The organism is Terrabacter sp. AAH1, from assembly GCF_054456855.1.
On sequence record NZ_JBTJJV010000013.1, the window covers coordinates 1 to 25,075 of the forward strand.

Sequence of the window (25,075 nt, forward strand, 5' to 3'; positions counted from 1 at the left end):
CGGAGATCACCCGCGTCGAGCAGCTGCTCAACACCCGCCCCCGAGCCACCCTCGGATTCCACACCCCGGCCGTTAGGCTCAACGAACTACTCAACGTTGCGCAGACGGGTTGAGACCGCCCTGCCTCCGGGGCGAGGAACTGGGCACTCGACCAACGGGGTCGGCTCACGGGCCTCACTGACGGCCGAGGCCCGACGAGGCGGCATACCGGGCGTGCAGGGCGCTCCACGTGGCGTCCCAGTCCGGCATGGCGGCACCGGACCGGTCGGCGTCGAGCCGACGCACGTAGGTGTCCCAGCCGGCGGCGTACCCGGCCGCCTGACCGGGTGAGAGTCACTCGTGCCGCAGCGTGAGGCGCGCCCCGTCGCCGTCGCCGGCGATGCCGACCGTGACGAGGCTGGCAGCCTCCCCCACCGGCCACTCCCAGACGAGCCGACCGGGGGCTGCGCACTCGACGACCCGACACACCGGGGTGTCGGCGTCGTCGAAGTGGATGGTGAAGGCGCCACCGTCGCGCAGGTCGCCCGACACCGGGGCGAACCACCGCGCGAGCCGGTCGGGGTCGGTGCAGGCCTGCCATAGGTCGTCGACCGTCGTCGCGTAGTGCCGCTCGATGACGACGGCCACGGCGTCGTCGCTGCGCTCTATCCGGCCCAGCACCTGCAGCAGCTCATTCATCCCTCGTCCTGTCGTCTGGCCCGCGCGCCGCGGGCGATCTCGGTGTCGAGGGCGTCGAGTCGCTGCCCCCAGAACGAGCGGACCTCGCGGCACCACTGCTCGACCTCGTCGAGCGCACCGGGCACCAGGCGGTAGACCCGCCGCTGGGCGATCGCCTCGGCCTCGACCACGCCGGCGTCGCGCAGCACCCGCAGGTGCCTCGAGATGCCGGGCCGGGCCGTGTCGAAGAGCGCCGCGACGTCGCCCGCCGTCAGCTCCTCACGCGCGAGGTGCTCGACGATCGCGCGACGCGTCGGGTCGCTCAGTGCCTCGAAGGTCCCACTCACGCCCCAAACGTAACTTGCAGGTTACGTAACCGTCAAGCTACGCACGGCTCTCGTCGAGTCAGAGGGCGGCGTCGGGCTGGGCCCCGGCCCAGCGCACCGCCTCGGCGCCGGCGCGATTGGCCGCCTCGAGCGCCGCCGCGTCGTCGGCTCCTGCCGCCAGGGCGGCGGCCAGCGCCCCGCAGAACGCGTCGCCCGCGCCGACCGTGTCCACCACGTCGCCCGCATCCACCGGTATGCCGTCGACCTGGTGCTCACCCCAGCGGGCCCCCGCCGCGCCGAACGTGACGAGCAGCGAGCCGGGCACGAGGTCGGAGTCGGCGAGCTGCCGCATCTCCGACTCGTTGACGACGACGGGGTCGCACACGGCGACGGCGTCCCAGAGCAGGGGCGCGTACGGGGCCATGTTGAGCACGACCCGGGCACCCGCCCGGTGCGCTGCGAGCGCCGTCCGGGCGACGGTGTCGAGCGGCACCTCGAGGGAGCACAGCAGCACGTCACCCGGGCCGATCCCGACCGATGCCACCGACTCGTCCCGCACGAGGCCGTTGGCGCCCGGCACGACGATGATGGTGTTCTCGCCCGCGTCGTCGACGGCGATGTACGCGGTGCCCGTCGGCGCCTCAGGGTCACGCGTCACGGCCGTCCCGATGCCGGCGGCGTGCAGCCGAGCCAGGTAGGCGTCTCCGGCCTCGTCGGCGCCGACGGCACCGACCATGACGACGTCTGCGCCCGCGCGGCGGGCCCCCATGGCCTGGTTGCCGCCCTTGCCGCCGGCGAACCGTCCGTCCGCCTCGCCGAGCAGGGTCTCGCCGGGCAGGGGGTGCCGCTCCACGCGGGTCACGACGTCGACGTTGAGCGAGCCGAGCACCACCACGCGACCCATCAGCGCTGCCCCATGCGCCCGAGCAGGGTGTCGGCCCACAGCCGGGCGTAGCGGCCACCGTCGACGCCGAGCGCCACGTCCACGCGGACCGGGGCCTCACCGTGCGGGTCGTGCTTGATCGCCCCGCTCCAGTCGCGGCGGTCGACGATGGTGCGCCCCCGCGACCAGTGGCCCGCGAGCTCGACGCGGATCGGCAGCACCTGGGTGCGCAGGGCCTCGCGGTCGATGACCGCACAGACGGCACCGGCGTCACCGATCGTCGCGTCCTGGCCGCCCAGCCGCTCGCGCTGGAAGTCCATCAACCGCCCGCCCAGCTCTGCCGGCCCGCGCCCGCCGACGGCGACGAGCTCGGCCGCCGCCTCGGTCGAGATGACCGGGTCGTAGAACACGTCGAGGCCGTACATCGTGACGCGGATGCCGAGGTCGGCCGCGGCATCGAGCGTGACCGCAGCGGCCTCGGGGTCGTGGAAGACGTTGAACTCGGCCGACGCCGTGGCGTTGCCGACGTTGGCCGCTCCGCCCATGAAGACGATCTCCGAGATGCCCGCCGCCACGTCGGGGTAGGTGCGCAGCAGCAGGGCGATGTTCGTCAGGGGGGCGAGGGGCACGAGGGTGACAAGGCGGCCGGCGATGGCGGCCTCACGGCATACGTCCCGGAGCAGCTCCACGGCATGGCGAGGGTCGGGCGCGAGCGACGGTGCGGGCCACCCGAGGTCGCCCATGCCGTCCTCGCCGTGGACGTGTCGGGCGTGCAGCGGCGGCTCGAGGAGCGGCCGCTCGGCGCCACGCGCGACGGGCACGTCGGCGCGGCCCGCCGTCTCGAGCACCGTGAGCGTGTTGCGCACGACGTCGTCCACGGGGGCGTTGCCGCCGACGCACGACACCGCGCGGAGGTCGAGAGCCGGGTGCAGCGCTGCGAGCAGCAGGGCGCACGCGTCGTCGACGCCGGTGTCGACGTCGAGCACGACGGGAGTGGGTTCGGTCGTCACAGCGGCAACGTACCGGGTGGTGCCGTGCCCCGTCCCGGGCCACCGTGGTCGCGGCGGGGCGCACGGAGCGTCGCACCGCACCCACGGCCCCACGAAGCTCGAGGCGGGGCGAGATAGGGTCGGATGATGCGCCAGAGCCCCAGCCGACGCCGCCTGCCGACGACCGTCCGGAGGCTCGCCACGCTCGCCGCCGTCGTGTCGACGGTCGCCGCCTGCTCGTCCGCGCCCACGTCGACCAGCACCTCGGCCAGCACGTCGAGCAGTGCGGCCGGCTCCTCCACCACCTCGCCCAGCAGCACCACGAGCGCGACGCCGTCGACCACGTCGAGCCGCGCGACGACCACCGCGCCGACGCCCTCCCCCACTGCGACGGCGGGCGGCTCCACCTCCTGCGCCCCGAGCATCGTCGCCCGCATGGACGCCGGCGAGCGCGCCGGTCAGCTGCTCATGGTCGGCCTCGACACCGGGGCGCGCCGCACGAGCCTCGATGCGCTGGTCGCCAAGCGCCACCTCGGCGGCGTGATCCTCCTCGGCGGCTGGTTCAACGGCGCCGACCGCGTCCGAGCGACGACGCGACACCTCGCGAGCCTGGCCTCCGACCGCGCCACGGCCGGCCTCGGTCTCTTCCTCGCCGCCGACCAGGAGGGCGGCCAGGTGCAGCAGCTGCGCGGCGACGGCTTCACGCGTATGCCGTCGGCCCGCGTCCAGAACCAGGGCTCGCCGGGCGAGCTCACCGCCGACGCCACCCGCTGGGCCGACCAGCTGCGCGCTGCCGGCATCAACGTCAACCTGGCCCCGGTCGCCGACACCGTGCCGACGTCGGTCGGTCGCGCGAACGGTCCCATCGGGCAGCACGACCGGCAGTTCTCGAGCGACCCCGAGCGGGTGTCGCGGATGGTGGGCGCCTTCATCGCCGGCATGCGCGCCGGCGGCGTGGCCTCGACCGTCAAGCACTTCCCCGGCATCGGCCGCATCACCGGCAACACCGACTTCACGTCCAGCGGCATCACCGACCGCACCACGACCGTCGACGACCCGTTCCTCGAGCCGTTCCGCACCGGCATCCAGGACGGGGTCGAGCTCGTCATGGTCGGCTCGGCCATCTACAGCCGCATCGACCCCGGCACCAACGCCACGTTCTCCAGGGCGATCGTGACCGACCTGCTGCGCGGCCGGCTCTCCTACGACGGGGTCGTCATCACCGACGACGTCGGGGCGGCCAAGGCCCTCGCCGCCGTGCCGGTGGCCCAGCGCGCGACGCGCTTCATCCGGGCCGGGGGCGACATCACCCTGACCGCCCGGCCCTCGACGATCCCCGCGATGCACGACGCGATCACCCGCACGATGGCCGCCGACCCCGCCTTCGCCACGCTCGTCCAGGCCGCGACCACCCGCGTCGTCGACCTCAAGCTGCGCCGCGGCCTCGCCACCTGCAGCTGAGCACGGGCCCCTTCCCGCAGGGGGCGGGCGGGGACGCGAGCGGCATCGGCGGCGGCCGGCGGACGCTGGGAGCCGACGTACCGGCATACGGCCACCGGCGCTCCACGCCGCGAGTGTCCCCGCGTGCCCGACGGGCTCAGCCCGGCGGACTTGCCGAGCCGGGTGACCGCCGAGCGTGTGCGCTGGGCTATGCCTGGACGAGGGTGACCGGCATCGACGAGTCCGTCGGCAGACCGAGGTCGCTCGGCTCGCGCCCCTTCGACACCATCTGGGCGCCGAGTGCTGCCACCATCGCGCCGTTGTCGGTGCACAGCCCGGGACGCGGCACGCGCAGGGTCACTCCGGCCTTGGCGCACCGCTCCTCGGCGAGTGCCCGCAGGCGGGAGTTCGCTGCGACGCCGCCGCCGATGAGCAGGTGGTCGACGTCGTGCTCCTTGCAGGCGAGCAGGGCCTTGCGGGTCAGCACGTCGACGACGGCCTCCTGGAAGCTGGCTGCGACGTCGGCGACGGGCACCGACTCCCCCGCGCGGTGCCGGGTCTCGACCCAGCGCGCGACGGCCGTCTTGAGCCCCGAGAACGAGAAGTCGAAGCGGTGCCGCTCCATGTCGCGCCCGGTCGTCAACCCACGCGGGAAGTCGATGGCGATCCGGTTGCCGTCGCGGGCGGCCCGGTCGACGTGCGGGCCGCCGGGGAAGGGAAGGCCGAGCACGCGGGCGACCTTGTCGAAGGCCTCTCCGGCGGCGTCGTCCATCGTCGAGCCGAGCGAGCGCACGTCGTTGGTGACGTCGGGGACGAGCAGCAGCGAGGAGTGCCCGCCGGAGACGAGCATCGCCATCGTCGGCTCGGGCAGCGGGCCGTGCTCGACGATGTCGACGGCGACGTGCGACGCGAGGTGGTTGACGCCGTAGAGGGGCTTGCCGAGGGCGAGCGCGAGGGCCTTGGCCGAGGCGACGCCGACGAGCAGCGCGCCGGCGAGACCGGGACCGGACGTCACGGAGATGGCGTCGAGGTCGCGCAGCTGCACCCCGGCGTCGCGGCAGGCACGCTCGATGGTCGGGATCATGGCCTCGAGGTGCGCCCGGCTCGCGACCTCGGGGACGACGCCGCCGAAGCGTGCGTGCTCGTCGACGCTGCTCGCGACCGTGTCGACGAGCAGCGTCTGGCCGCGCACGATCCCGACCCCGGTCTCGTCGCAGGACGTCTCGATGCCGAGGACGAGGGGCTCGTCGCTCATGCGTCTCCCTTCGGGATGAGGAGACGCATGACGAGCGCGTCGACGTCCCCCGGCTGGTAGTAGCGGCGGCGGACCGAGATGACCTCGAAGCCGGCGCGGTCGTAGAGCCGGCGTGCGGCGTCGTTGTCGGCGCGCACCTCGAGGAGCACCGCCTCGACGCCACGGGCGACGGCCCGCCGAACGAGCTCGTCGAGCAGCAGCCGACCGATGCCCCGGCCCTGCGCGGCCGGCGCGGTGGCCACCGTCATGACGTCGGCGACGTCACCCGAGACGTCGAGGCCGGCATACCCGGCGGTGCTCCCGTCGGCGCTCACCGCGACGACGTAGTCACGGCGCGGACGGGCGGCCAGCTCGCTCCACCACGTCGCCTCGGACCACGCGTCGTCGGCGAAGAGCTCCTGCTCGAGCTCGGCGAGGCGGGCGAGGTCGGTCCACTCGAGGTCGCGGAGTGTCACGTCGGGCGACATGCCGGCACCGTCGGAGGGTTCGGGGCCCCCGGTCGGGGCCGTCGGCTCTGTGGTCGCCACGGTCATCCGAGCGTCGACTTCTTCGACGGCGGTGCCGGCGCGGCGTCGGGGCGGCGGAGGTAGAGCGGCTCGAGCCCGTCGAAGCCGTCTCCCGGGTCGACCCACTGGAGCCCCGTGGCCGGGGTGTCGCCGGTGTGTCGCGGGAGTCGGCGCACGGCGAGGTCGGCCAGCGCTCCCCCGCTGACGTCGAGGGGTCCCGCCGCGTGCGGCAGGGCCTCGGGGTAGAGCGAGGGGCCCCGCCCTGCGCACGGCAGGGCACGCAGCTCGGGCGGCAGGTCCGCTGCGCGAGCGACCGTCGGCGCACTGGTGCGGGCGGCTCCGTCGTCACCCAGGGCGTACGCGGCGGCATACACCTCCTTGCGGCGGGCGTCGGTCGCGACGAGGAGGTCTCCGCGGTGGCCGTCCGTCCAGGCCTCGTGGGCGAGCGCGTCGAGGCTCGTGAGCCCCCGCACCGGCAGGCCGAGCGCGAACGCGAAGGTGCGGCCGGTGACGATGCCGACGCGCAGGCCGGTGAACGGGCCGGGCCCGATGCCGACGACGACGTCCGTCACGTCACCGGGCGCGGCACCCGCGGCGCGGAGGGTGGCGCTGATGCCGGGCGCGAGGTGCTCGGCATGGGCACGGGCGTCGAGGGTCGTCTCCTCGGCCACCACCGACGTGCCGTCGTGCAGCCCGACGGTGATGGCCGTCGTGGACGTGTCGATCGCGAGCAGGAGCACGGTCGTCAGGCTATCCGAGGCCCACCGTCGCGCTGGACGGCGCGGTCGGGCGGCGCGTCAGGAGCGCGGGGCCAGCTCGTCGAGCACGGCGTCCCAGCGGGAGCCGACGCCGGTGAGCTCGACGGTGCGCTCGTCGTCCCCCGTGATGGTGAGCTCGAGCCGCGTGTCGCTGAGCTGCTCGGCGAGACCCGCACCCCACTCGACCACGGTGACGCTGGCGTCGAGGTCGGCGTCGAGGTCGAGGTCGTCGAGCTCGAGGGCGCTGCCGAGGCGGTAGGCGTCGACGTGCACGAGCTCGGGGCCGCCGACGAGCGAGGGATGCACCCGGGCGATGACGAAGGTCGGTGACGTGATCGGCCCGCGCACGCCGAGACCTTCGGCGACGGCCTGGGTCAGGGTGGTCTTGCCCGCCCCGAGGTCTCCGGTCAGCACGAGCACGTCGCCGCCGCGGAGCAGCGCCCCGAGCCGACGCCCGAAGTCCTGGGTCTGCGCGAGGGATGACCAGCGCACCTCGCGCCGGTTGCCCGCTCGTTCGCCCATCGTGCTCAGGCCCCCTTGGCGCGGGGGGTCGAGGAACGCGGCGTCTTCGCGCGGGCCGCCTTGCTGCGGCCCGTCCGCACGAGGTCGGCCGCCTCCTTCTCGAGCCGGCGCTGGCGCCGGTTCTTCGCGACGTCGGTGACGACGCGGCGCACGCGCGGCTGCTTCGAGACCTCGATCTGCTCGGCGCGGGCACGGGTGGCCTGGTCGACGAGCTGGATGAGGTGGGCGTTCAGCAGGTCGGGGTGCTCGAGCATGATGACGTGCCCGGCGTCGTTGACGACGATGTGCTCGGCGCCGGGGATGCCCTCGACGATGAGCTCGCTGTGCGACGGCGGGGTGAGGATGTCCTCGCGCCCGTTGAAGACGAGCACCACCGCGTTGCGGAACTCGCCGAGGGCCGGTCGCTTGTCGAAGCCGTCGAACGTCTGGAGGTAGTCGTTGACGACGTCGAGCGGGGTGCCGAGCAGGATGTCGGCGGTGTAGCGCACGACCGAGCGGGGCACCGGCGACGCGAACGAGTTCTGCTCGACCATGAAGTGCTCGAGGTCGCGGGCCGCGCGCCGCATCCTGGTGAACACCTCGGGGCGACGCGCGAGCGAGCCGAGCACGCCGGGCCCCAGCCGCTCCAGCATGAGCCGGCCCAGGGTGGCGACGCGGCCACCGTTGGCGAGCATGAGGCCGCCCGGGCTGGTCGCGACGAAGCCCGCCCCGACGACGCGGTCGAGCACCAGCTTCGGGTCGTGCTCGCCGAGCGCCAGCATCGTCATGCCGCCCATCGAGTGCCCGACCAGCACGAGGTCGCCCTCCGGCGCCATCTCGGCCAGGACGGTGCGCAGGTCCTGCCCGATGCGGTCGATCGTGTAGCTCTCCTTCTCGCCGCGCCCGGAGCGGCCGTGACCGCGCTGGTCCCACGAGACGACCCGGTAGCCGGCCTCCTTGAGGGCGCGGCGCTGGTAGACCCAGCAGCGCAGGCTGAGGCAGTAGCCGTGGGTGAGCACGACCGTGGGCAGCTCGTCGGCGCGGCCGTGGCGGGTCGAGCCGTCCGCCGCCGCTGCTGCCGCCTCGGGGGTCGGCAGGTCGATCTCGACGTGCAGCGCCACGCCGTCGTCGGTGAGGACGACGTGCTGCTCGTCGGGCTCGATGTCGAGCAGCTCGGGGGTCTCGAGGGCCGCCATCGCGGCGCGGTGCTTGCCGGCGCGGTCGGCGGCGATGCCGGCGGCGACGCCGGCGGCCACGCCCAGGGTGGCGGCGGCGATGCCGATGACGGGGTTGCGGCGGGGGCTCATGCGAGCCCCGCTTCGGCGGTGGCGTCGGCCGTGGTGGCGCCGGCCGTGGTGGCGCCGGCCGTGGTGGCGCCGGCCGTGGTGACATCCGAGCCGTCGGCGTGCGTGGCGGACGCGCCCTCGTCGCCGATGAGCAGTCGCGGCACCCGCGCCCCGAGCCGGGTGACGATCTCGTAGCTGATGGTGTCGGTGGCGTCGGCCCAATCCTGGGCGGTGGGCTCGCCGGGTGCCCCGCCGAAGAGCGTGACGACGTCGCCGGCCCGGGCCGTGGAACCCGGCCCGAGGTCGACGACGAGCTGGTCCATGCAGACCCGGCCGGCGATCGTGGTGCGGCGCCCGTCGACGAGCAGCGGCCCGACGTTCGTGGCGTTGCGCGGGATGCCGTCGGCGTAGCCGGCGGGCACGAGGCCGACCACGGTGTCGACGTCGGGCACGTAGGCGTGGCCGTAGCTGATCCCCTGCCCCGCGGGCAGCTGCTTGACGAGGGCGAGCCGGGCCCGCAGCGTCATGACCGGGCGCAGCCCGAAGTCGTCGTCGACCTGTGGCACGGGCGTGAGGCCGTACATGGCGATGCCGGGCCGCACGAGGTCGGCGTGTGCCGAGGGGTGCACGAGGGTCGCGGCAGAGTTGGCGAGGTGCCGCACCTCCGGGCGTATGCCGGCCTGCTCGGCCTCGGCGACCGCCTCGAAGAAGCGCTCCTGCTGGGCGAGCACGGTGGGGTGCTCGGGCGAGTCGGCGTGGGCGAAGTGGGTCCAGATGCCGACGACGCGGACGGTGCCCTCGGCCTCGAGGCGCCGGGCGTGCGCCACCAGGCTGCCCCAGTCTGCGCCGTAGGCGCCGCCGCGCCCCAGACCGGTGTCGACCTTGAGGTGCACGCGGGCGGTGCGACCGAGGTCGGCAGCTGCAGCGGAGATCTCGTCGAGCACCCACGGGGCGGAGGCGGACAGGTCGATGTCGCGGCCGACGGCGCCGGCGAAGTCGGAGCCCGGCACGCTCAGCCAGGTCAGCAGCCGGGTCGTGATCCCGGCGTCACGAAGGGCGAAGGCCTCGACGAACTGGGCCGCCCCGAGCCAGGTCGCGCCGCCGCGCAGGGCGGCCCGCGCCACCGGCAGCAGGCCGTGGCCGTAGGCGTCGGCCTTGACGACGGCCATGAACTCCGACGCCGGCGCGAGGGCGCGGAGGGTGCGCACGTTGGCCTCGAGCACCGTCAGGTCGATCTCGGCCCACACCGTGAGGCCGCGGGTGTCGGGCACGAGGCGCTCGGGGGGCACGGCCGCACTCCCGGCGTCGGCGGCCTCGGCGGCGTCGATGGTGCTCATGGGTGCAGTCTCGCAGTTCGTGGTGTGGGTCGCTGAGCGGGGCAGGGCGGCGGCGGCCCTGCCGGTCACCCCGGTGCTGACCGTCCCCGTGCGAGCAGGTCGCGCACGGCGGGCCGGATGCCGTGGGCCACCGCGAGCGCCCGCAGCGGGCCCCCTCCGGAGGCTCGGTCGGCGGCGACGCCGTGCACGAGCGCGCCGAGGGAGGCGGCGTCGTGCGGCTGGAGGCCCGCCGCGAGCAGCGTCCCCACGACGCCGGACAGGACGTCGCCCGCGCCCGCGGTGGCCAGCCACGTCGGGGCATCGGCCTGGGCGCGCACGGCGTGGCCCTCGGTCACCACGAGCGTCGTGGAGCCCTTGAGCAGGACGGTCGCCCCGGTGAGCTCGGCGAGGCGCCGGGCGTGGCCGAGCGGGTCGGCCTTGACGTCGTCGGCGGTGACAGCGGGCCGGTCGGCCGGATCGTCGGAGTGCCCTGAGCCTACGGCGTCGCCTTCGGCGGGTTCGTTCCGGCCGGTCGACCCGTCGAGGCGGGTCAGCAGGCGGGCCAGCTCACCGGCGTGGGGCGTCAGCACGGTGGGGGCGTCGCGGGGGTCGCCCGAGACGAGGTCGAGGCCGCCGGCGTCGACGACCACGGGCAGGTCGGAGGCCAGGGCATCGCGGGCCGCGTCGAGGTGCGCCGTGGCCGAGTCGTCGTCGGCCTGCGCGTCGAGGCCCGGGCCGACGACCCACGCCTGGACCCGTCCGGCGCCGACGACCGCCTCCGGGACGGCGTGGTGCACGAGGCCGACCGGGGTCGGCGTGCCGACGTAGCGGATCATCCCGACGCCGGCCTCGGCCGCGGCCGTCGTGCACAGCACGGCAGCACCCGGGTAGGCCTCGCTGCCGGCGACGACGCCGAGCACGCCGCGGGAGTACTTGTCGTCGGACGCGTGCGGCACCGGCCAGAGAGCGGCGACGTCGTCCCAGGTGAGCCGCTCCACGGCGGCCGGCACGTCGCCGAAGGGGACGCCGATGTCGACGACGGTGAGCACGCCTGTGGCACCTTCGCCCGCAGGCAGCAGGTGCGCCGGCTTCGGGGTGCCGAACGTCACCGTCTCGTCGGCCCAGACGGCGTCGTCCTCGCCCGCGCCGCCTGCGGGGTCGAGCCCGCTGGCGACGTCGACGGCGATGACCCACGCGTCGTCGTCGATGGCGTCGACGAGCCGGGCTGCCTCGGGACGCAGGCCGGGGCGTCCGCCGATGCCGACGATGCCGTCGAGCACGAGGTCCGCCTCGGCGACGACGTCGGCGGCATCACCCAGCGCGTCGGGGCTCGCGGCCTCCCCGGGTCCGCCGGACGCGAGGTGGACCATGACCCCGGCGGCTTCGGCGGCCGCCAGACCGCCCGCGTGGACCCCCTCGCGGCCGGACGACGCGAGCAGCACCACGGCGGCGGCGTAGCCCGCCTCGGCGAGGTGGGCGACGGCATACAGGGTGTCCCCGCCGTTGTCGCCGCCACCGACGAGCCCGACGACCGTCGTGCCTTCGGTGTCCGACAGCCGCGCAGCGGCGACCTCGGCCAGACCGAGCGCGGCGCGCGCCATGAGCGTGCCTTCGGGCAGGTCGGCCATGGCGGACTGCTCGGCGGCCCGCACGGCCTCGATGGAGTGGGCGCTGATCATCAGCCCTCCGCGACGACGACGGCCGACGCGATGCCCGCGTCGTGCGACATGGACAGGTGGAACGAGTCGACCCCGAGCGTGTTGGCGCGGGCGCGCACCGTGCCGCCGATCTCGAGCGAGGGGCGGCCGTCGTCGTTGGTGACGACGCGGGCGTCGGTCCACTCCATGCCGCCCGGGGCCCCGAGCGACTTGGCCAGCGCCTCCTTCGCGGCGAACCGCGCGGCGAGGGAGGCGATGCCGAGCCCGCGCTCCTCCGGCGTGAAGAGTCGCTCGCGCAGCGCCGGCGTGCGCTGCAGCGTCTCCTCGAAGCGCGCGATGTCGACGACGTCGATGCCGACCCCGACGATCACGTCACTCGACCGTGACCGACTTGGCGAGGTTGCGCGGCTGGTCGACGTCGAGGCCCTTGGCGGTGGAGAGCCAGAGCGCGAAGACCTGGAGCGGCACGACGGTGAGCAGCGGCGCCAGCAGCGGCGAGGTCGCGGGCACGCGGATGACCTCGTCGGCGAAGGGCTCGACGGCCTCGTCGCCCTCCTCGGCGATCACGAGCGTGCGGGCGCCGCGGGCGCGGATCTCCTGGATGTTGGAGACGACCTTGCCGTGCAGGCCGTGCTCACTCGTCGGCGAGGGCACGACGACGAAGACCGGCTGGCCCGGCTCGATGAGCGCGATCGGGCCGTGCTTGAGCTCGCCGGCGGCGAAGCCCTCGGCGTGGATGTAGGCGAGCTCCTTGAGCTTGAGCGCGCCCTCCATCGCGATCGGGTAGCCGACGTGGCGGCCGAGGAAGAGGACCGAGCGGGTGTCGGCCATGAACTTCGCGATCTCCTTGACGCGGCCCATCTGGCCGAGCAGGGTCTCGATCTTGGCCGGGACCTGCCCGAGCTCCTTCATCACCGCGGCCGCGTCATCGGCGAAGGATCCGCCGCGCAGCTGCGCGAGGTAGAGGCCGAGCACGTAGCAGGCGGTGATCTGTGCGAGGAACGCCTTCGTCGAGGCGACGGCGATCTCGGGACCGGCGTGCGTGTAGAGCACCGCGTCGGACTCGCGCGGGATCGTCGATCCGTGCGTGTTGCACACCGAGACGGTGAGCGCGCCCAGCTCGCGGGCGTGCTTGACGGCCATGAGGGTGTCCATCGTCTCGCCCGACTGGCTGATGGAGACGACGAGCGTGCGCTCGTTGACGATGGGGTCGCAGTAGCGGAACTCGTGGGCGAGGGCGACCTCCACCGGGATGCGGGTCCAGTGCTCGATGGCGTACTTGGCGGTCATGCCGGCGTACGCGGCGGTGCCGCAGGCGACGATCGTGATGCGGTCGACGTTCTTCAGCTGCTCTTCGGAGATGCTCATCTCGTCGAGCACGAGCCGGCCGTCGGCGTCGGTGCGCCCGAGCAGCGTGTCGGCCACCGCGTGCGGCTGGTCGTGGATCTCCTTCTCCATGAAGGTCGCGTAGCCGCCCTTCTCGGCGGCCGCGGCGTCCCACGTCACCTCGTACGCCTTGCCCTCGGCGGGCGTGCCGTCGAAGTTGATGACGGTGGCGCCGTCGGGCGTGATCGTGACGATCTGGTCCTGGGCGAGCTCGAGGGCGTGACGGGTGTGGCCGATGAAGGCGGCGACGTCGGAGCCGAGGTAGTTGGCGTCGTCGCCGAGACCGACGACGAGGGGGCTGTTGCGGCGGGCGCCGACGACGACGTCGGGCTGGTCGGCGTGGATCGCGAGCAGCGTGAAGGCGCCCTCGAGGTCGGCGACGACGGCACGCATCGCGGCCGTCAGGTCGTGCTCGCGCTCGTAGGCGGCGGCGAGCAGGTGGGCGACGACCTCGGTGTCGGTCTCGCTCGTGAACTGGACGCCGTCCGCCAGCAGGCCCTTCTTGAGGCTGTGGAAGTTCTCGATGATGCCGTTGTGGATGAGGGCGAGCTTGCCGTCCCCGCCACCGCGGTGCGGGTGTGCGTTCTCGTCGGTGGGGCCGCCGTGCGTGGCCCAACGCGTGTGCCCGATGCCGGTGGTGGACGCGGGCAGCGGGTCGGCCTCGAGCTCGGCGGTGAGGTTGGCGAGCTTGCCGGACTTCTTGCGGGTCTCGACGTGGTCGCCGTCGAGCAGGGCGACACCGGCGGAGTCGTAGCCGCGGTACTCGAGGCGGGCCAGGCCCTCCATGACGACATCGAGCGCCGTGCCGTCGTTCGTCCGGCCGACGTATCCCACGATTCCACACATGAGGTCCAGCCTAGGGGACCGCCCACGGGCCCGACGCCACCCTCCGGGCGCGCGTCCGACACCCGTCCGACACAATGGCCACCGTGTCGGACTCATCCAGGGAGACGCCGAGCGGCAGCAACGGCGGCAACGGGTCGATCCCCTCCCCCTACGTGGAGTTCGACCGGGCGGCGTGGTCACGGCTGCGCGAGAACCAGCCGCTCAACCTCGACGACGCGGACCTCGCGCGCCTGCGCGGCCTCGGCGACCGGGTCGACCTCAACGAGGTCGAGGAGGTCTACCTGCCGCTGTCGCGCCTGCTCAACTTCTACGTCGGCGCGACCCGGCAGCTGCACCAGGTCACGAGCGACTTCCTCGGCGAGCGCCCGGCCAAGACCCCCTTCGTCATCGGGGTGGCCGGGTCGGTCGCCGTCGGCAAGTCGACGACGGCGCGCATCCTGCGCGAGATGCTCGCCCGCTGGCCCGACACCCCACGCGTCGCCCTCGTCACCACCGACGGCTTCCTCTGGCCCAACGCCGAGCTCGAGCGCCGCGGGCTGCTCCAGCGCAAGGGCTTCCCCGAGTCCTACGACCGCCGGGCCCTGCTGCGCTTCGTCGCCGAGATCAAGTCGGGACGCGCCGAGGTCACCGCCCCGGTCTACTCGCACCTCACCTACGACATCGTCCCCGGCGAGCGCATCGTCGTGCGCCAGCCCGACGTGCTCATCGTCGAGGGCCTCAACGTGCTCCAGGCGCCCGAGGTGCACCCGGTGCGCGGCACCGGCCTCGCCGTCAGCGACTTCTTCGACTTCTCCGTCTACGTCGACGCGTGGGTCGACGACGTCCGCAAGTGGTACGTCGAGCGCTTCCTGCGCCTGCGCGAGACCGCGTTCTCCGACCCCGACTCGTACTTCCACCGGTATGCCGTGCTGTCCGACGACGAGGCGGTCGCCACCGCCAACCGCATCTGGCGCGAGATCAACGGCCCGAACCTCGTCGAGAACATCCTGCCCACCCGGTCGCGCGCCAGCCTGGTGCTCTCGAAGGGCGACAACCACGAGGTGCGCCGGGTGCGCCTCCGAAAGATCTGAGCGCCACCCGCCGCCCTGCGCACCCCGCACGCGAGCGGGTACGGACGCAGGTATGCCGTGTGGCCGGCCCCCGCTGGGAACCGGCCACACGGCATACGTCGGCCGCCTGTCGACCGCGGCTGCTCAGTACCAGTGCGGCGAACGCGCCTGCCACGTGGACCACGCGTTGCAGGGGTTGCCGTAGGACTGCTTGATGTACCAGAGACCCCATTTGATCTGCGTCAGTGGGTTGGTGCGGTAGTCCGCGCCGAACGTAGCCATCTTTCGGGCAGGCAGCGACTGCGGGATGCCGTAGGCACCCGAGCTCGCGTTCTCGGCGGACCAGCGCCAGTCGCTCTCACCCGTCCAGAGGTTGACGAGACAGTTGTACTGCGAGTCGCTCGTCCAGCCCTGGTCGACCATGAGCACGCGGGCGGCGGCCTTCGGGTCCTCCTTGGCGTTCGCGATGGCACGCTGGCGCTCGCGCTCGCGCTCGGCCTTCTCGGCGGCCTCGCGGGCCTTCTCGGCCTGCTTGGCCGCCTCCTTCTTCTTCTTGGCCTCGAGCTCCTCGGCCGTGCGCAACCCGGTGGCGGCGATCGCAGTGCGGCGCTCGTTGCGCGAGACCGAGGCTGCGGCACGGTAGGTCGTGTCGACCGTGGTCGCGCGGGCCAGCTCGTCGGTCTGGGCAGCGACGCCCGAGCCCACGACGAACGCCGCGGCGTCGGTGCCGATGAGGTTTGTCGCTTTGGCGTACGCGAAGCCCGAGGTGCCCAGCCCGAGCGCCAAGGCCCCAGCGAGGATGGGGCGTCCCACGTGACGCCTACGTTTGGGGGGCGAGTCGTGCCGGCTGCGACGAGTCCCTGCCGGCGGGCTCGCCACCTCGTGCTTCACCGGCTGAGGCATGCCCTGCCGTCGAGGAACGGCCAGATCGGACTGGTGTGGTGCGCCAAGCCGACTCGAACGGGCCGAGGTGGCGGGGCGCGTCACGCTGGAAGCGGTTGAGGGAGCCGGAGCGTTGCGGTGCCGGCCTTCATACCGTGCCATGAACGTACGTCACGCCTTCCTGGGTTCGGGGTCAGTGCTCGACGCAGGTGCGGGACGGCAGCTGGCCGTCCCGGAGACTGGTCGTGTGGGAGGAAGGTCCCAGCTGGGACATCGCTCGCACCCCACGGCGAGCGTTATCGTTCCGAGACCTTCGATGAGCAACGGTGCCAGCGCGCGGCACCCGAGAGCAAGTTCGAGCCCAACCGTAATGGGTGGTTGGGGTGTTTTGCGCCTGTGTGCCACAACACGGCGCCCCCCGAAGTCGTGCTCAGGGGGCGCCGTGCGTGACGTGACTCAGGTCACACGTCCAGACCCTCCAACATGTCGGTCACGAGGGCCGCGATCGGGCTGCGCTCGCTCCGGGTCAGGGTGACGTGCGCGAAGAGCGGGTGGCCCTTGAGCTTCTCGATGACGGCGGCCACGCCGTCGTGGCGACCGACGCGGAGGTTGTCGCGCTGGGCGACGTCGTGGGTGAGGACGACCTTCGAGTTCTGGCCGATGCGCGAGAGCACCGTGAGCAGCACGTTGCGCTCGAGCGACTGCGCCTCGTCGACGATGACGAAGGCGTCGTGGAGCGACCGGCCGCGGATGTGCGTGAGCGGCAGGACCTCGAGCAGCCCCCGGTCCATCACCTCCTCGACCACCTCGGTCGAGACCAGCGCGCTCAGGGTGTCGAAGACCGCCTGCCCCCACGGGTTCATCTTCTCGGCCTCGGTGCCGGGCAGGTAGCCGAGCTCCTGGCCACCCACCGCGAAGAGCGGCCGGAAGACGAGGACCTTGCGCTGGATGCGGCGCTCCATCACCGACTCGAGGCCCGCACAGAGTGCGAGCGCCGACTTGCCGGTGCCGGCCCGGCCGCCGAGGCTGACGATGCCGACGTCGGGGTCGAGCAGCAGGTCGAGGGCGATGCGCTGCTCGGCGCTGCGGCCGTGCAGGCCGAACGCGTCGCGGTCGCCGCGCACGAGCCGGATCTGCTTGTCGGCGCCGACCCGCCCCAGACCGCTTCCCCGCGGCGAGAGCAGGACGAGACCGGTGTGGCACGGCAGCTCGGCTGCGCCCGCGTGCTCGACGCGGCCGCGGTCGTAGAGCTGGTCGAGCTCGTCGGTCGTGACCTCGAGCTCCTGCAGGCCGGTCCAGCCCGTGTCGACCCCCTGCTCGTGGCGGTACTCCTCGGCCTCGAGCCCGCAGGCGGACGCCTTGACGCGCATCGGGAGGTCCTTGGACACGATGGTCACGTCGCAGCCCTCGTTCGCGAGGTTCTTGGCGACGGCCAGGATGCGGGTGTCGTTGTCACCGAGGCGGAAGCCCGCGGGCAGCGAGGACGGGTCGGTGTGGTTGAGCTCGACGCGGAGCGTGCCGCCGTCGTCACCGACACCGACCGGCTTGTCGAGCCGCCCCTCGCTGACGCGCAGGTCGTCGAGCAGCCGCAGGGCCTGGCGGGCGAAGTAGCCCAGCTCGGGGTGGTGCCGCTTGCCCTCGAGCTCGGTGACCACGACGACCGGCAGCACGACCTCGTGCTCGGCGAAGCGGAGCATGGCCCGCGGGTCGGACAGGAGCACCGACGTGTCGAGGACGTACGTCTTGTGCTCGGGCACGCGGTCGCGTGCCGTCGCTGCTGTGGTGGCGCGTGTGGAGGCCGCGGCCGGCTTGGTGGTCGTGCTGCTGGCTGTCGTGCTGGCGTCCGACGTGACCTGACGGGTCGTACGTGCCATGTGCCACTCCCTACGCGGCGCGCTCAGCGCGCCTGATCGCTCCCGAGATGCCGGGCGGCCACCAGAGGGTGGCGTCGTGCCCGGCCCTCCGTCCTGAGCGATCGCTCCATGGGTGGGCCTCCTGGCAACGTCCGACGGGTGTCGGCCGTTGGGACGACGGTACGACCCGGATCCGACGGGGACGCGGATTGAGAGCCGTTGCGGCGTCGTGTCGCCGGAGAGTTCACCTGTCGGCAACACAGCCGCCCACCAGACGTCCGCACGACCGCCTTGACGTCGCCGATGGCATACTGTCGAGGACTGCCGTGGGGCGGCCCGGCGAGGCAGCCGCGCGGCGGTTCGTGCCGGACAGGTCAGCGGTCGAGGCCGAGGTCGTCGAGGTCGTGGTGCTGGATGCGGGTCTCGCCGTCCTCGCCCTGGTACGCGGACGCACCGCTCTCGTGGGTGACGTAGACGTCGTCGCCGATGACGTTGATGCCCTCGGCGTAGTAGGGCAGTTCCGCGACGTCACGGGCGTCGCCGCTGTCGACGAGGCGCAGTCCGCCGGACTGGTCGCCGTCGAACGGCTGGTAGACGAGCTCGTTGGGCGAGATCCCGGCCTTGTCGCCCCACGACGTCGTGAAGAGCAGCCCACCGTCGGTGGCGGCAACGCCCTGCGCGTTGTTGGGGATGCGCTGCGGGCCCGACTGGTTCACCAGCGTGCCGGTCTCGTGGTCGACCTCGTAGCGGTAGAGCTCGGGGTGACCAGGGCTGCTGTCGCCCGGCAGCAGGGTGTTCTTGTCCCACTCGCCGACGTACGCGTAGCGCCCGTCGGGCGAGAGGTTCAGGAAGCTGCTCACCGGCACGTCCTGCGAGTGCGCAGCGGCGACGGGCGAGCCGGGGACGGCGGCGTCGATCAGCGAGCGGTCGTACGTGTAGACCTTGCCCCCGTCGGAGACGTAGACCCAGCGCCCGTCGGTCGTGACGCCGCCTCCGTGCCCGAGCTCGCCGCCGTCCTCGTCCTTGAGCTGGACGTAGGCCGTCTCGTAGCCGGTGCGCTTGTCCTGGATGGACAGGCGGACGTCCTCGGACGTGTCGCCGTCCTTGGCGTAGTAGGTCGTGAGGAACTCGTCGCGGCCCCCGTCGTAGCCCTGCCCCTGCGGGATGCCCTCGTAGTCGTCGTCGCGCAGGTGGAGCAGCTCGGGCGGCACCGTGCCGCCGAAGAGGCGCTGCATCAGGTCGGCCGTGACGACCGCCTCGCGCTCCTCGTCGGTGACGACCCCGTCGCCGTCGATGTCGTAGCGGGCGTGCTGGGCAGCGTGGCGGTCGGCCGCGGTGTGGGCCCAGCCGTCGTCGGCGCTGCCGCTGCCGCTCGTCCCGTCCTGGGCGGCCGCGTTGCGGCGCAGAGCCTGCGCGAGGCGTCCCAGGTCGCCGCCGACCCGCTCGAGCTGCGTCGAGATCGACGGCCACCGGTCGAGCAGGTGGTCGAGGCCTCCCCCGCCCCAGTGGCCCTTGAGGCCGTGCACGGCCCGGGTCGCCTCGCCGCGCAGCGACTCGAGGTCGCCGGCGTGCGCGTCGATACGGTCGGCGCTGCCGCGCAGTGCGACCGGGTCGGCCCCCTTGCGGTAGATGGCCACGGCGTTCCCCCTCCGACGTCCGGGCTCAGGACCGCGCGGCCGGCGACCCGGGCCCGCTCGAGCGACCGCGACCGCGACCGCGACCGGAGGGCCTTGGACACACCGGAACGGGCGACGTGTCGCCCATGCCCGTCACCGGCCTCGCGGGCGGGTGCGCACGGCGGCCATGACGCCGATGACGGCGGCGAAGAGGCCGAGCAGGACGATGACGACCACTCCCCCGGCGCTCGTCGGCGTCTCGCCGGTCAGCGCGCGGCGCAGGGCGAGGACCATCACGAGCGTCACGGCTGCGCACACGGCCACCAGCAGCCAGCGGCCGAAGCGCGCGACGCGGGAGTCGTTGCCGAAGGCGCTGCCCACGTTCGCGCCGGACTCGACCGCGGCCGCGAGCGGGTCGACACCGGGGTTGCGCTCGCGCCAGGCGCGGCGGGCGGTGCCCATCCGGACCACCATCGCGCCGATGAGCACGAAGACGATGCCGACGCCGAGGCGGGCACCGCGCGCCTGGTCGCCGCCGAACAGGCCGAAGGCCAGCCCGAACACCCCGATCGCACCGAGGGCGGAGCCGAGCACGATGGTCGTGCGGATCCCGACCGGACCGAAGGGCTGCGCAGGATCGTCGAGCCACGCGTACGGCGGCGGGTCGCCCACCCGGCCGCCGGGCGTCGGCGTCGGCGGGGTCGGCGCACTCATGCAGGGGCTCCCGGCAGGAGCTGCTCGAGCTCGCTCGCGAGCCCGGTCGTCACCGGGCGCGGCTCGCCGTCGGCCGAGTCGGACACGGTCCAGCCTGCCCCGTCGGGGCGGAAGTAGCGGGTGCCGACGCTGCCCTCGAGGGTGCGCGTCTCGATCGCGAAGCGAGCCGACGAAGCACCGCCACGAAGCTGCTCGACGGCGCGGGCCAGCACCTCGGCGGGCCGGTCGACGGCGTCGGTGAGCCCGACGAACCACGTGCCGAGGCTGCGCGGCTGCAACAGGGCGATGATGTCGCCGTCCTCGAGCACGACCATGAGGTCGCCCTGCTCGCCGTCCCGGACGCTGATGCCGCTCCAGCGCTTGGCGCGGGCGAAGACCGTCTCGAGCACCGCCGCCTCGCCGCGGCTGACGGCGCGGTCGCCGTCGGGCTCGGCCAGACCGCGAGCGAGCAGCGACGCCACACCGGCAGCGCCGACGAGCTCGTCGGTCGGCGCTGCGTCGAAGCCGAGCGAGGCCACCGTCATGCGGCTGCTCGCGGTCGAGTGCCGTCCGAGCAGGTAGCGGATCTCGGCCCAGCCGAAGCCGTAGACGTCGTCGGGCAGCGGCACGCGGGCGAGCTCTGAACCGGCCAGCGGGTCAGTGGCTGTGGACATTGGTGTGCTCCTTCATCGGTCCCTGTGGCACGGCACCCATCTTGTCGTGCCGCCTCTCGTCGTGCTCGGCCAGCCCCGCGGTGACCGGTGTGGGCACGTGTCGTCGAGCCTCGTCACGTGCCGCCACCTGGTCCCGGGCGCGACGCCGGTCAGAAGATGCTCGTCACCGAGTCCCAGGCGTCGGAGGCCGCGTCGCCGATGTCGCCCGCGACGTCGGCGACGCCCTCGCCGACGGCGTTGACGGCGTCGTGCACGGCCGGGATGTTCTGGTAGGCCGCGACACCGAGACCGGCCACGCCGCACGCGATGTTGATGGGCGGCGGCGCGAACACGGCGCCGGCCGCGAGACCGGTGCTGAGGCCGTTGGTGATGATGCCCTCGGTGTCACCCTCGGCGATGGAGACGCCGAGCTGGGCGGCGCTGAGGCCGATGCCCACCGGTCCGAGCACACCGAACCTGCCGACGGCGTTGCCCGCCGCGCTGCCCTCGGCGAAGAGTCCGGAGAGGCCCTTCATGTCCCAGGCGTCCGCGAAGAGGTTCGCTCCGGCGGCGAAGCGTGACGCCCCCGGGAAGACGTCGAGCATGCTGTCACCGACGCGCATCATCTCGGTGATGTTGGACAGGTAGCGGCCGCTCATGAGGGCGCCCTGCGACCGGGAGAAGACCGAGCCGAAGGCGGCCGTCTGGGCGAGCAGGCTCGGCATGCCGAAGATCGTCATGGCGTTCGCGATGCCGTCGAGGGGCGAGGTGCCGCCGTCGCCCGACCCCGACCCGCCGGGGCCGGTCGGCGATCCGGGCCCGAACGGCAGGCCCGACCCGGGTGCCCCCATCGGGCCGACACCGCCGGACCCCTGACCGCTCGTCGTGTCCTGGGCGCCGGCGTTGCGGCGCAGCGCCTCGGCGAGCTTGCCGAGGTCGGTGCCGAACTGGGTCAGCTGGGCCTCGATCGGGGGCCAGCGGTTCATCAGGTGGTCGAGGTCGCCGCCGCCCCACTGCCCCTTGAGGGCGTGGACGGCGCGACTGGCTTCACCCTTGACCGTCTCGCACTCGCGCGCGTGGCCCGTGATCCGCTCGGCCGACGCACGCAGCGCCACCGGGTCGGCGCCCTTCTTGTAGATCGCCATGCTCCGCTGCTCCCCTGACGTCTCGTGTGGCTCCGGTGTGCTCGCCACCCCGGCCGTATGCCGTGTGCCACCGGCGAGTCTTCCAGCCGGCTCCCCGAAACCTACGGGGCGGGGGCGAAGGCGGACAATGGGGAGCACTCCCCACCCCCTGCCCCCCTGCGGTCGGTCAGCTGCCGAACCGACGGTGCCGGCCGGCATACGCCCGCAGCGCGCGCAGGAAGTCGACGTGGCGGAAGTCGGGCCAGTACGCCTCGCAGAAGTAGAACTCGGACGTGGCGCTCTGCCAGAGCAGGAAGCCGCCGAGGCGCTGCTCGCCGGACGTGCGGATGACGAGGTCGGGGTCGGGCTGGCCCTTGGTGTAGAGGTGCCCGGCGATGTCGTCGGCGGTGAGGCCTGCGGCGATCTGCTCGATGGACTCGCCGGCGGCCGCACGCTCGAGGAGCAGGTCGCGCACCGCGTCGGCGATCTCGCGGCGCCCGCCGTAGCCGACGGCGACGTTGACCGTCATGCCGTCGACGTCCTTGGTGCGCCGCGCCGAGTCGCTGAGGCTGTCGGCGGTCTCGCGCGGCAGCAGGTCGCGGGCCCCGACGATCTTCAGGTGCCAGTTGCCGGTGTCGGCGAGGTCGGCCACGGCCGTCTCGATGATCTTGAGGAGCGGGGCAAGCTCCTCCTGCGGCCGACGCAGGTTGTCGGTCGAGAGCAGCCAGAGGGTGACGTACTCGACGCCCGCCTCGCGGCACCACTCGAGCAGCTCCTCGATCTTGTCGGCGCCGGCCTGGTGGCCGCTGGCCGTGCCGGCGCCGCGGGCGCGGGCCCAGCGCCGGTTGCCGTCGAGCATGACGGCCACGTGGCGAGGGAGGGACTCCTTGGGAAGATCCTTGAGGACCCGGCGTTCGTACGCGCCGTAGACCACATCGCGCCACCCCACAGGGGCCTCCTCGTCGCCTCGATCGTCCTCGCCCTCGGTCGCAGCCCGCGTGGGCCGCGGTCCCACCGTACCCTCCGGGATCGACGCGATCTCAGCGGTCGGGCGGCAGCCGTCGACGGGTCCTGTGAGGCGTGTGTGGAGGTTGTGTGACGTCGCGTGGCTTGGTGAACATCCGCCAACCTACGCACCCGTAACCTACGGTTCCGTAGGTTACACTCGGCCCATGAGCACCACGACCGAGCAGCCTCGCGACGAGTCCCCCAACGGGCCTGTCGCCGACCTCGTCGCCATCGTCAAGCCACGCCTGCGCGGCTGGCTGCACCTCGGCATGTTCCCCGTCGCACTGCTCGGCGGGCTCGTGCTCGTCCTGCTGTCCGAACCCGGCGCCGTGCGCACCGCCTCGATCGTCTTCACGACCAGCGCCGCCCTGCTCTTCGGGGTGTCGGCCGTCTACCACCGTGGCACGTGGGGGCCGAGGATGGCGGGCCTGCTCAAGCGCTTCGACCACTCGAACATCTACCTCATCATCGCCGGCACCTACACGCCCTTCGCGGTGACGCTGCTGTCGGCCGACCAGGCCCGACTGCTCCTCACCGTCATCTGGGGCGCGGCGATCGGCGGCGTGCTCTTCCGCATCTTCTGGGTCAGCGCACCGCGCTGGCTCTACACGGCGCTCTACATCGCGCTCGGCTGGACCGCGGTGTTCTACGTCGTGCCGTTCTGGCGCGAGGGCGGACCCCTCATCGGCACGCTCATCGGGCTCGGCGGGCTGCTCTACACCGCCGGCGGCATCGTCTACGGCACCAAGCGCCCGAACCCGTGGCCCAAGTGGTTCGGCTTCCACGAGGTGTTCCACGCCTTCACGCTCGGCGGCTTCGCGACTCACTTCGCGGCCGTCGCCCTCGCCGTGATCGGCTACCAGGCCGCCACCTGACGAGCACCCCCTCCCTGATCGAGAGAACGCTCCGTCACGCGCATCGCGTGACGGAGCGTTCTCTCGATCAGGGCGTTTCAGTCGTTGCGGGGCACCGGACGGTCGTCCGGCCCGTCGACCGGCGCATCGCCCGCCGTGCCGCCCGCCGTGCCGCCCGCCGTGCCGCCCTCGAGCGGCGCGTCCCGCGTGGGGTCCGGCTCGGGCCCCTCCGCCGTGCCCTCGGTCTCGGCCCGGGCCGCCGCCTCGTCGCGGTCGCGGTAGGCCATCCGGCGCAGCCGGCTGTTCATGTTGCGCACGAGCAGCCACAGCGAGATCGCGAGCACGAAGAACGCGATGAAGCCCCAGATGCCGGGGCCGACCGGGAGGTTGCCGCCGCTGCCCATCAGACGCCCGCCTTCTCGTCGTCGTGGTCGTCGTGGTCGTCGTCGTGGTCGTCCGTGTGCGTGTCCGAGCTGTCGCCGTGCCGGTGCCGAGCCTCCTCGGCACCCTCCTCGGGCTCCGGCTCCTCGGTGACCCGCCCGTCGTGGACGAGCTCGAGATCACCGCGGGTGGCGAGGGCGTCGGCCTCGGCCGGCGTGCCGAGGCCGGCGAAGAGGTCGTCCTCGCCCTCGGCCACCGGCACGTACGACAGCGCCGCCTCGAACTCCTCGACCCCCCAGACCCGCTTCTGGATCTCGAGCGGCACCTGGAACCAGAAGCCGTCGGGGTCGACCTGGGTCGCGTGGGCCATGAGCGCACGGTCACGCGTCTCGAAGAAGTCACCGCACGCGATCGTCGTCGTGGGGCGCCCCGAACGGCGCGGCTTCCAGTTGGCCAGCCACTCGGCATACGGGCTCTCGAGACCCTCGGCGAGCATCGCCTCGTGGATCGCCTCGAGGCGCGGCTTGGACCAGCCGCCGTTGTAGTAGATCTTGAGCGGCTGCCACGGCTCGCCCGCGTGCGGGTAGCGGCTCGGGTCACCGGCCGCCTCGAAGGCCGCCATCGACACCGTGTGGCACATGATGTGGTCGGGGTGCGGGTAGCCACCCTTCTCGTCGTACGTCGTCATGACGTGCGGGCGCCACGCACGGATGACCCGCACCAGCGCCTCGGTCGTCACGTCGATGTCCTCCAGCCCGAAGCAGCCGTCGGGCAGCGGCGGCAGGGGGTCGCCCTCCGGCAGGCCGGAGTCGACGAAGCCGAGCCACGTGTGCTCGCAGCCGAGCACCTCCTGCGCCGCCTTCATCTCGTCGCGGCGCACCTGGGCGATGTCGCGCAGGATGTGTGGGTCGTCCTTGAGCTTCTCGTTGAGGATGTCGCCGCGCTCGCCGCCCGTGCACGAGACGACCATGACGGACGCGCCGGCCGCGACGTACTTGGCCGTCGTCGCCGCGCCCTTGCTCGACTCGTCGTCGGGGTGCGCGTGCACCGCCATCAACCGCATGCCCTCGGCCACGTGGCTCCCTGTTCGTCGATCGTCGGTGGGATGGGCGCAGACGGCTCGTGGCCGCTCTGCGCTCGGGCCCGCGCGTCGTG

At 73.2% G+C, this 25,075-nt stretch carries 26 protein-coding genes; 3 read left to right on the forward strand and 23 right to left on the reverse strand.

Going from position 1 to position 25,075, the window contains the following annotated elements:
* Window positions 1–333 precede the first annotated feature (333 nt).
* Genes ACXR8F_RS17085 through ACXR8F_RS17105 form a run of 5 tightly spaced genes read right to left on the reverse strand, consistent with a single transcriptional unit; the run spans window position 334 to window position 3,292 of the window.
* On the reverse strand, window positions 334–678 hold the full coding sequence (locus tag ACXR8F_RS17085; protein WP_458802263.1) for an SRPBCC domain-containing protein: 345 nt from the start codon (window positions 676–678) through the stop codon (window positions 334–336).
* A complete protein-coding gene (locus tag ACXR8F_RS17090; RefSeq protein ID WP_458802265.1) occupies window positions 675–1,004 on the reverse strand; it encodes an ArsR/SmtB family transcription factor in 330 nt (109 codons plus the stop codon). The genes ACXR8F_RS17085 and ACXR8F_RS17090 overlap by 4 nt, the downstream gene beginning before the upstream one ends.
* A gap of 58 nt (window positions 1,005–1,062) precedes the next feature.
* Window positions 1,063–1,887 carry a ribokinase gene (locus tag ACXR8F_RS17095; protein WP_458802267.1) on the reverse strand — a complete coding sequence of 275 codons (825 nt, stop codon included), beginning with the start codon at window positions 1,885–1,887 and terminating at the stop codon, window positions 1,063–1,065.
* The gene (locus ACXR8F_RS17100; RefSeq protein ID WP_458802269.1) at window positions 1,887–2,876 is read right to left on the reverse strand and encodes a nucleoside hydrolase; all 990 of its coding nucleotides are present in this window, start codon (window positions 2,874–2,876) and stop codon (window positions 1,887–1,889) included. The genes ACXR8F_RS17095 and ACXR8F_RS17100 overlap by 1 nt, the downstream gene beginning before the upstream one ends.
* Window positions 2,873–3,292, reverse strand: coding sequence for a hypothetical protein (locus ACXR8F_RS17105; RefSeq protein WP_458802271.1), 420 nt, complete (start codon window positions 3,290–3,292; stop codon window positions 2,873–2,875). The genes ACXR8F_RS17100 and ACXR8F_RS17105 overlap by 4 nt, the downstream gene beginning before the upstream one ends.
* Here ACXR8F_RS17105 and ACXR8F_RS17110 point away from each other — a divergent pair.
* On the forward strand, window positions 3,291–4,316 hold the full coding sequence (locus tag ACXR8F_RS17110; RefSeq protein WP_458802273.1) for a glycoside hydrolase family 3 N-terminal domain-containing protein: 1,026 nt from the start codon (window positions 3,291–3,293) through the stop codon (window positions 4,314–4,316). The two genes, ACXR8F_RS17105 and ACXR8F_RS17110, sit on opposite strands and share 2 nt — an antisense overlap.
* A 187-nt stretch (window positions 4,317–4,503) precedes the next feature.
* Here ACXR8F_RS17110 and tsaD read toward each other — a convergent pair whose 3' ends face one another.
* The 9 genes from tsaD to glmS all read right to left on the reverse strand — a co-directional run bounded on the left by tsaD (window position 4,504) and on the right by glmS (window position 13,807).
* A complete protein-coding gene (gene tsaD / locus ACXR8F_RS17115; protein ID WP_045187599.1) occupies window positions 4,504–5,550 on the reverse strand; it encodes a tRNA (adenosine(37)-N6)-threonylcarbamoyltransferase complex transferase subunit TsaD in 1,047 nt (348 codons plus the stop codon).
* Complete coding sequence (rimI, locus tag ACXR8F_RS17120) at window positions 5,547–6,017, reverse strand: ribosomal protein S18-alanine N-acetyltransferase (protein WP_458802275.1); 471 nt, start codon at window positions 6,015–6,017, stop codon at window positions 5,547–5,549. The genes tsaD and rimI overlap by 4 nt, the downstream gene beginning before the upstream one ends.
* A gap of 62 nt (window positions 6,018–6,079) precedes the next feature.
* Window positions 6,080–6,796 (reverse strand): tRNA (adenosine(37)-N6)-threonylcarbamoyltransferase complex dimerization subunit type 1 TsaB, encoded by a 717-nt coding sequence (tsaB, locus tag ACXR8F_RS17125; protein WP_458802277.1) that lies wholly within the window; start codon window positions 6,794–6,796, stop codon window positions 6,080–6,082.
* A 57-nt stretch (window positions 6,797–6,853) separates the two neighbouring features.
* The gene (tsaE, locus tag ACXR8F_RS17130) at window positions 6,854–7,336 is read right to left on the reverse strand and encodes a tRNA (adenosine(37)-N6)-threonylcarbamoyltransferase complex ATPase subunit type 1 TsaE (RefSeq protein ID WP_458802279.1); all 483 of its coding nucleotides are present in this window, start codon (window positions 7,334–7,336) and stop codon (window positions 6,854–6,856) included.
* A gap of 5 nt (window positions 7,337–7,341) precedes the next feature.
* On the reverse strand, window positions 7,342–8,622 hold the full coding sequence (locus tag ACXR8F_RS17135) for an alpha/beta fold hydrolase (protein ID WP_458802281.1): 1,281 nt from the start codon (window positions 8,620–8,622) through the stop codon (window positions 7,342–7,344).
* Window positions 8,619–9,938 (reverse strand): alanine racemase, encoded by a 1,320-nt coding sequence (gene alr / locus ACXR8F_RS17140; RefSeq protein WP_458802283.1) that lies wholly within the window; start codon window positions 9,936–9,938, stop codon window positions 8,619–8,621. Before alr ends, ACXR8F_RS17135 begins: the two co-directional genes overlap by 4 nt.
* Before the next feature lie 65 nt (window positions 9,939–10,003).
* On the reverse strand, window positions 10,004–11,596 hold the full coding sequence (locus tag ACXR8F_RS17145; protein WP_458802285.1) for a bifunctional ADP-dependent NAD(P)H-hydrate dehydratase/NAD(P)H-hydrate epimerase: 1,593 nt from the start codon (window positions 11,594–11,596) through the stop codon (window positions 10,004–10,006).
* Window positions 11,596–11,946 carry a holo-ACP synthase gene (locus ACXR8F_RS17150; protein ID WP_045187608.1) on the reverse strand — a complete coding sequence of 117 codons (351 nt, stop codon included), beginning with the start codon at window positions 11,944–11,946 and terminating at the stop codon, window positions 11,596–11,598. The genes ACXR8F_RS17145 and ACXR8F_RS17150 overlap by 1 nt, the downstream gene beginning before the upstream one ends.
* A 1-nt stretch (window position 11,947) precedes the next feature.
* The gene (gene glmS / locus ACXR8F_RS17155; RefSeq protein ID WP_045187610.1) at window positions 11,948–13,807 is read right to left on the reverse strand and encodes a glutamine--fructose-6-phosphate transaminase (isomerizing); all 1,860 of its coding nucleotides are present in this window, start codon (window positions 13,805–13,807) and stop codon (window positions 11,948–11,950) included.
* Window positions 13,808–13,881: 74 nt separating this feature from the next.
* Here glmS and coaA point away from each other — a divergent pair, with 74 nt between their 5' ends.
* Window positions 13,882–14,877, forward strand: a complete 996-nt coding sequence (gene coaA, locus ACXR8F_RS17160; protein ID WP_458802288.1) for a type I pantothenate kinase — start codon at window positions 13,882–13,884, stop codon at window positions 14,875–14,877.
* A 123-nt stretch (window positions 14,878–15,000) separates the two neighbouring features.
* On the opposite strand, the gene ACXR8F_RS17165 is transcribed toward coaA, so the two are convergent.
* From ACXR8F_RS17165 to ACXR8F_RS17195, 7 genes are all read right to left on the reverse strand, one after another.
* On the reverse strand, window positions 15,001–15,669 hold the full coding sequence (locus ACXR8F_RS17165) for an aggregation-promoting factor C-terminal-like domain-containing protein (protein WP_458802290.1): 669 nt from the start codon (window positions 15,667–15,669) through the stop codon (window positions 15,001–15,003).
* 530 nt (window positions 15,670–16,199) lie between these two features.
* Window positions 16,200–17,435, reverse strand: coding sequence for a PhoH family protein (locus ACXR8F_RS17170; protein WP_458802436.1), 1,236 nt, complete (start codon window positions 17,433–17,435; stop codon window positions 16,200–16,202).
* A 530-nt stretch (window positions 17,436–17,965) separates the two neighbouring features.
* Window positions 17,966–19,228, reverse strand: a complete 1,263-nt coding sequence (locus tag ACXR8F_RS17175) for a hypothetical protein (protein ID WP_458802292.1) — start codon at window positions 19,226–19,228, stop codon at window positions 17,966–17,968.
* Window positions 19,229–19,360: 132 nt separating this feature from the next.
* Window positions 19,361–19,921: a hypothetical protein gene (locus ACXR8F_RS17180; protein ID WP_458802294.1), complete on the reverse strand. Its 561-nt coding sequence runs from the start codon at window positions 19,919–19,921 to the stop codon at window positions 19,361–19,363.
* Entirely contained in the window at window positions 19,918–20,574 is a 657-nt protein-coding gene (locus ACXR8F_RS17185) for a hypothetical protein (RefSeq protein WP_045187620.1), read from the reverse strand. The genes ACXR8F_RS17180 and ACXR8F_RS17185 overlap by 4 nt, the downstream gene beginning before the upstream one ends.
* 149 nt (window positions 20,575–20,723) lie before the next feature.
* Entirely contained in the window at window positions 20,724–21,698 is a 975-nt protein-coding gene (locus tag ACXR8F_RS17190) for a hypothetical protein (RefSeq protein WP_458802296.1), read from the reverse strand.
* Window positions 21,699–21,864: 166 nt separating this feature from the next.
* Window positions 21,865–22,626 (reverse strand): isoprenyl transferase, encoded by a 762-nt coding sequence (locus ACXR8F_RS17195; RefSeq protein WP_045187623.1) that lies wholly within the window; start codon window positions 22,624–22,626, stop codon window positions 21,865–21,867.
* Window positions 22,627–22,849: 223 nt separating this feature from the next.
* On the opposite strand from ACXR8F_RS17195, the gene trhA reads away from it, so the two are divergent.
* On the forward strand, window positions 22,850–23,560 hold the full coding sequence (gene trhA, locus ACXR8F_RS17200) for a PAQR family membrane homeostasis protein TrhA (protein WP_458802300.1): 711 nt from the start codon (window positions 22,850–22,852) through the stop codon (window positions 23,558–23,560).
* A 77-nt stretch (window positions 23,561–23,637) separates the two neighbouring features.
* Here the strand turns inward: trhA and ACXR8F_RS17205 are convergent, their stop codons facing one another.
* A complete protein-coding gene (locus tag ACXR8F_RS17205; protein ID WP_458802302.1) occupies window positions 23,638–23,943 on the reverse strand; it encodes a hypothetical protein in 306 nt (101 codons plus the stop codon).
* Window positions 23,943–24,995 (reverse strand): mycothiol conjugate amidase Mca, encoded by a 1,053-nt coding sequence (gene mca, locus ACXR8F_RS17210; protein WP_458802304.1) that lies wholly within the window; start codon window positions 24,993–24,995, stop codon window positions 23,943–23,945. The genes ACXR8F_RS17205 and mca overlap by 1 nt, the downstream gene beginning before the upstream one ends.
* Window positions 24,996–25,075 lie beyond the last annotated feature (80 nt).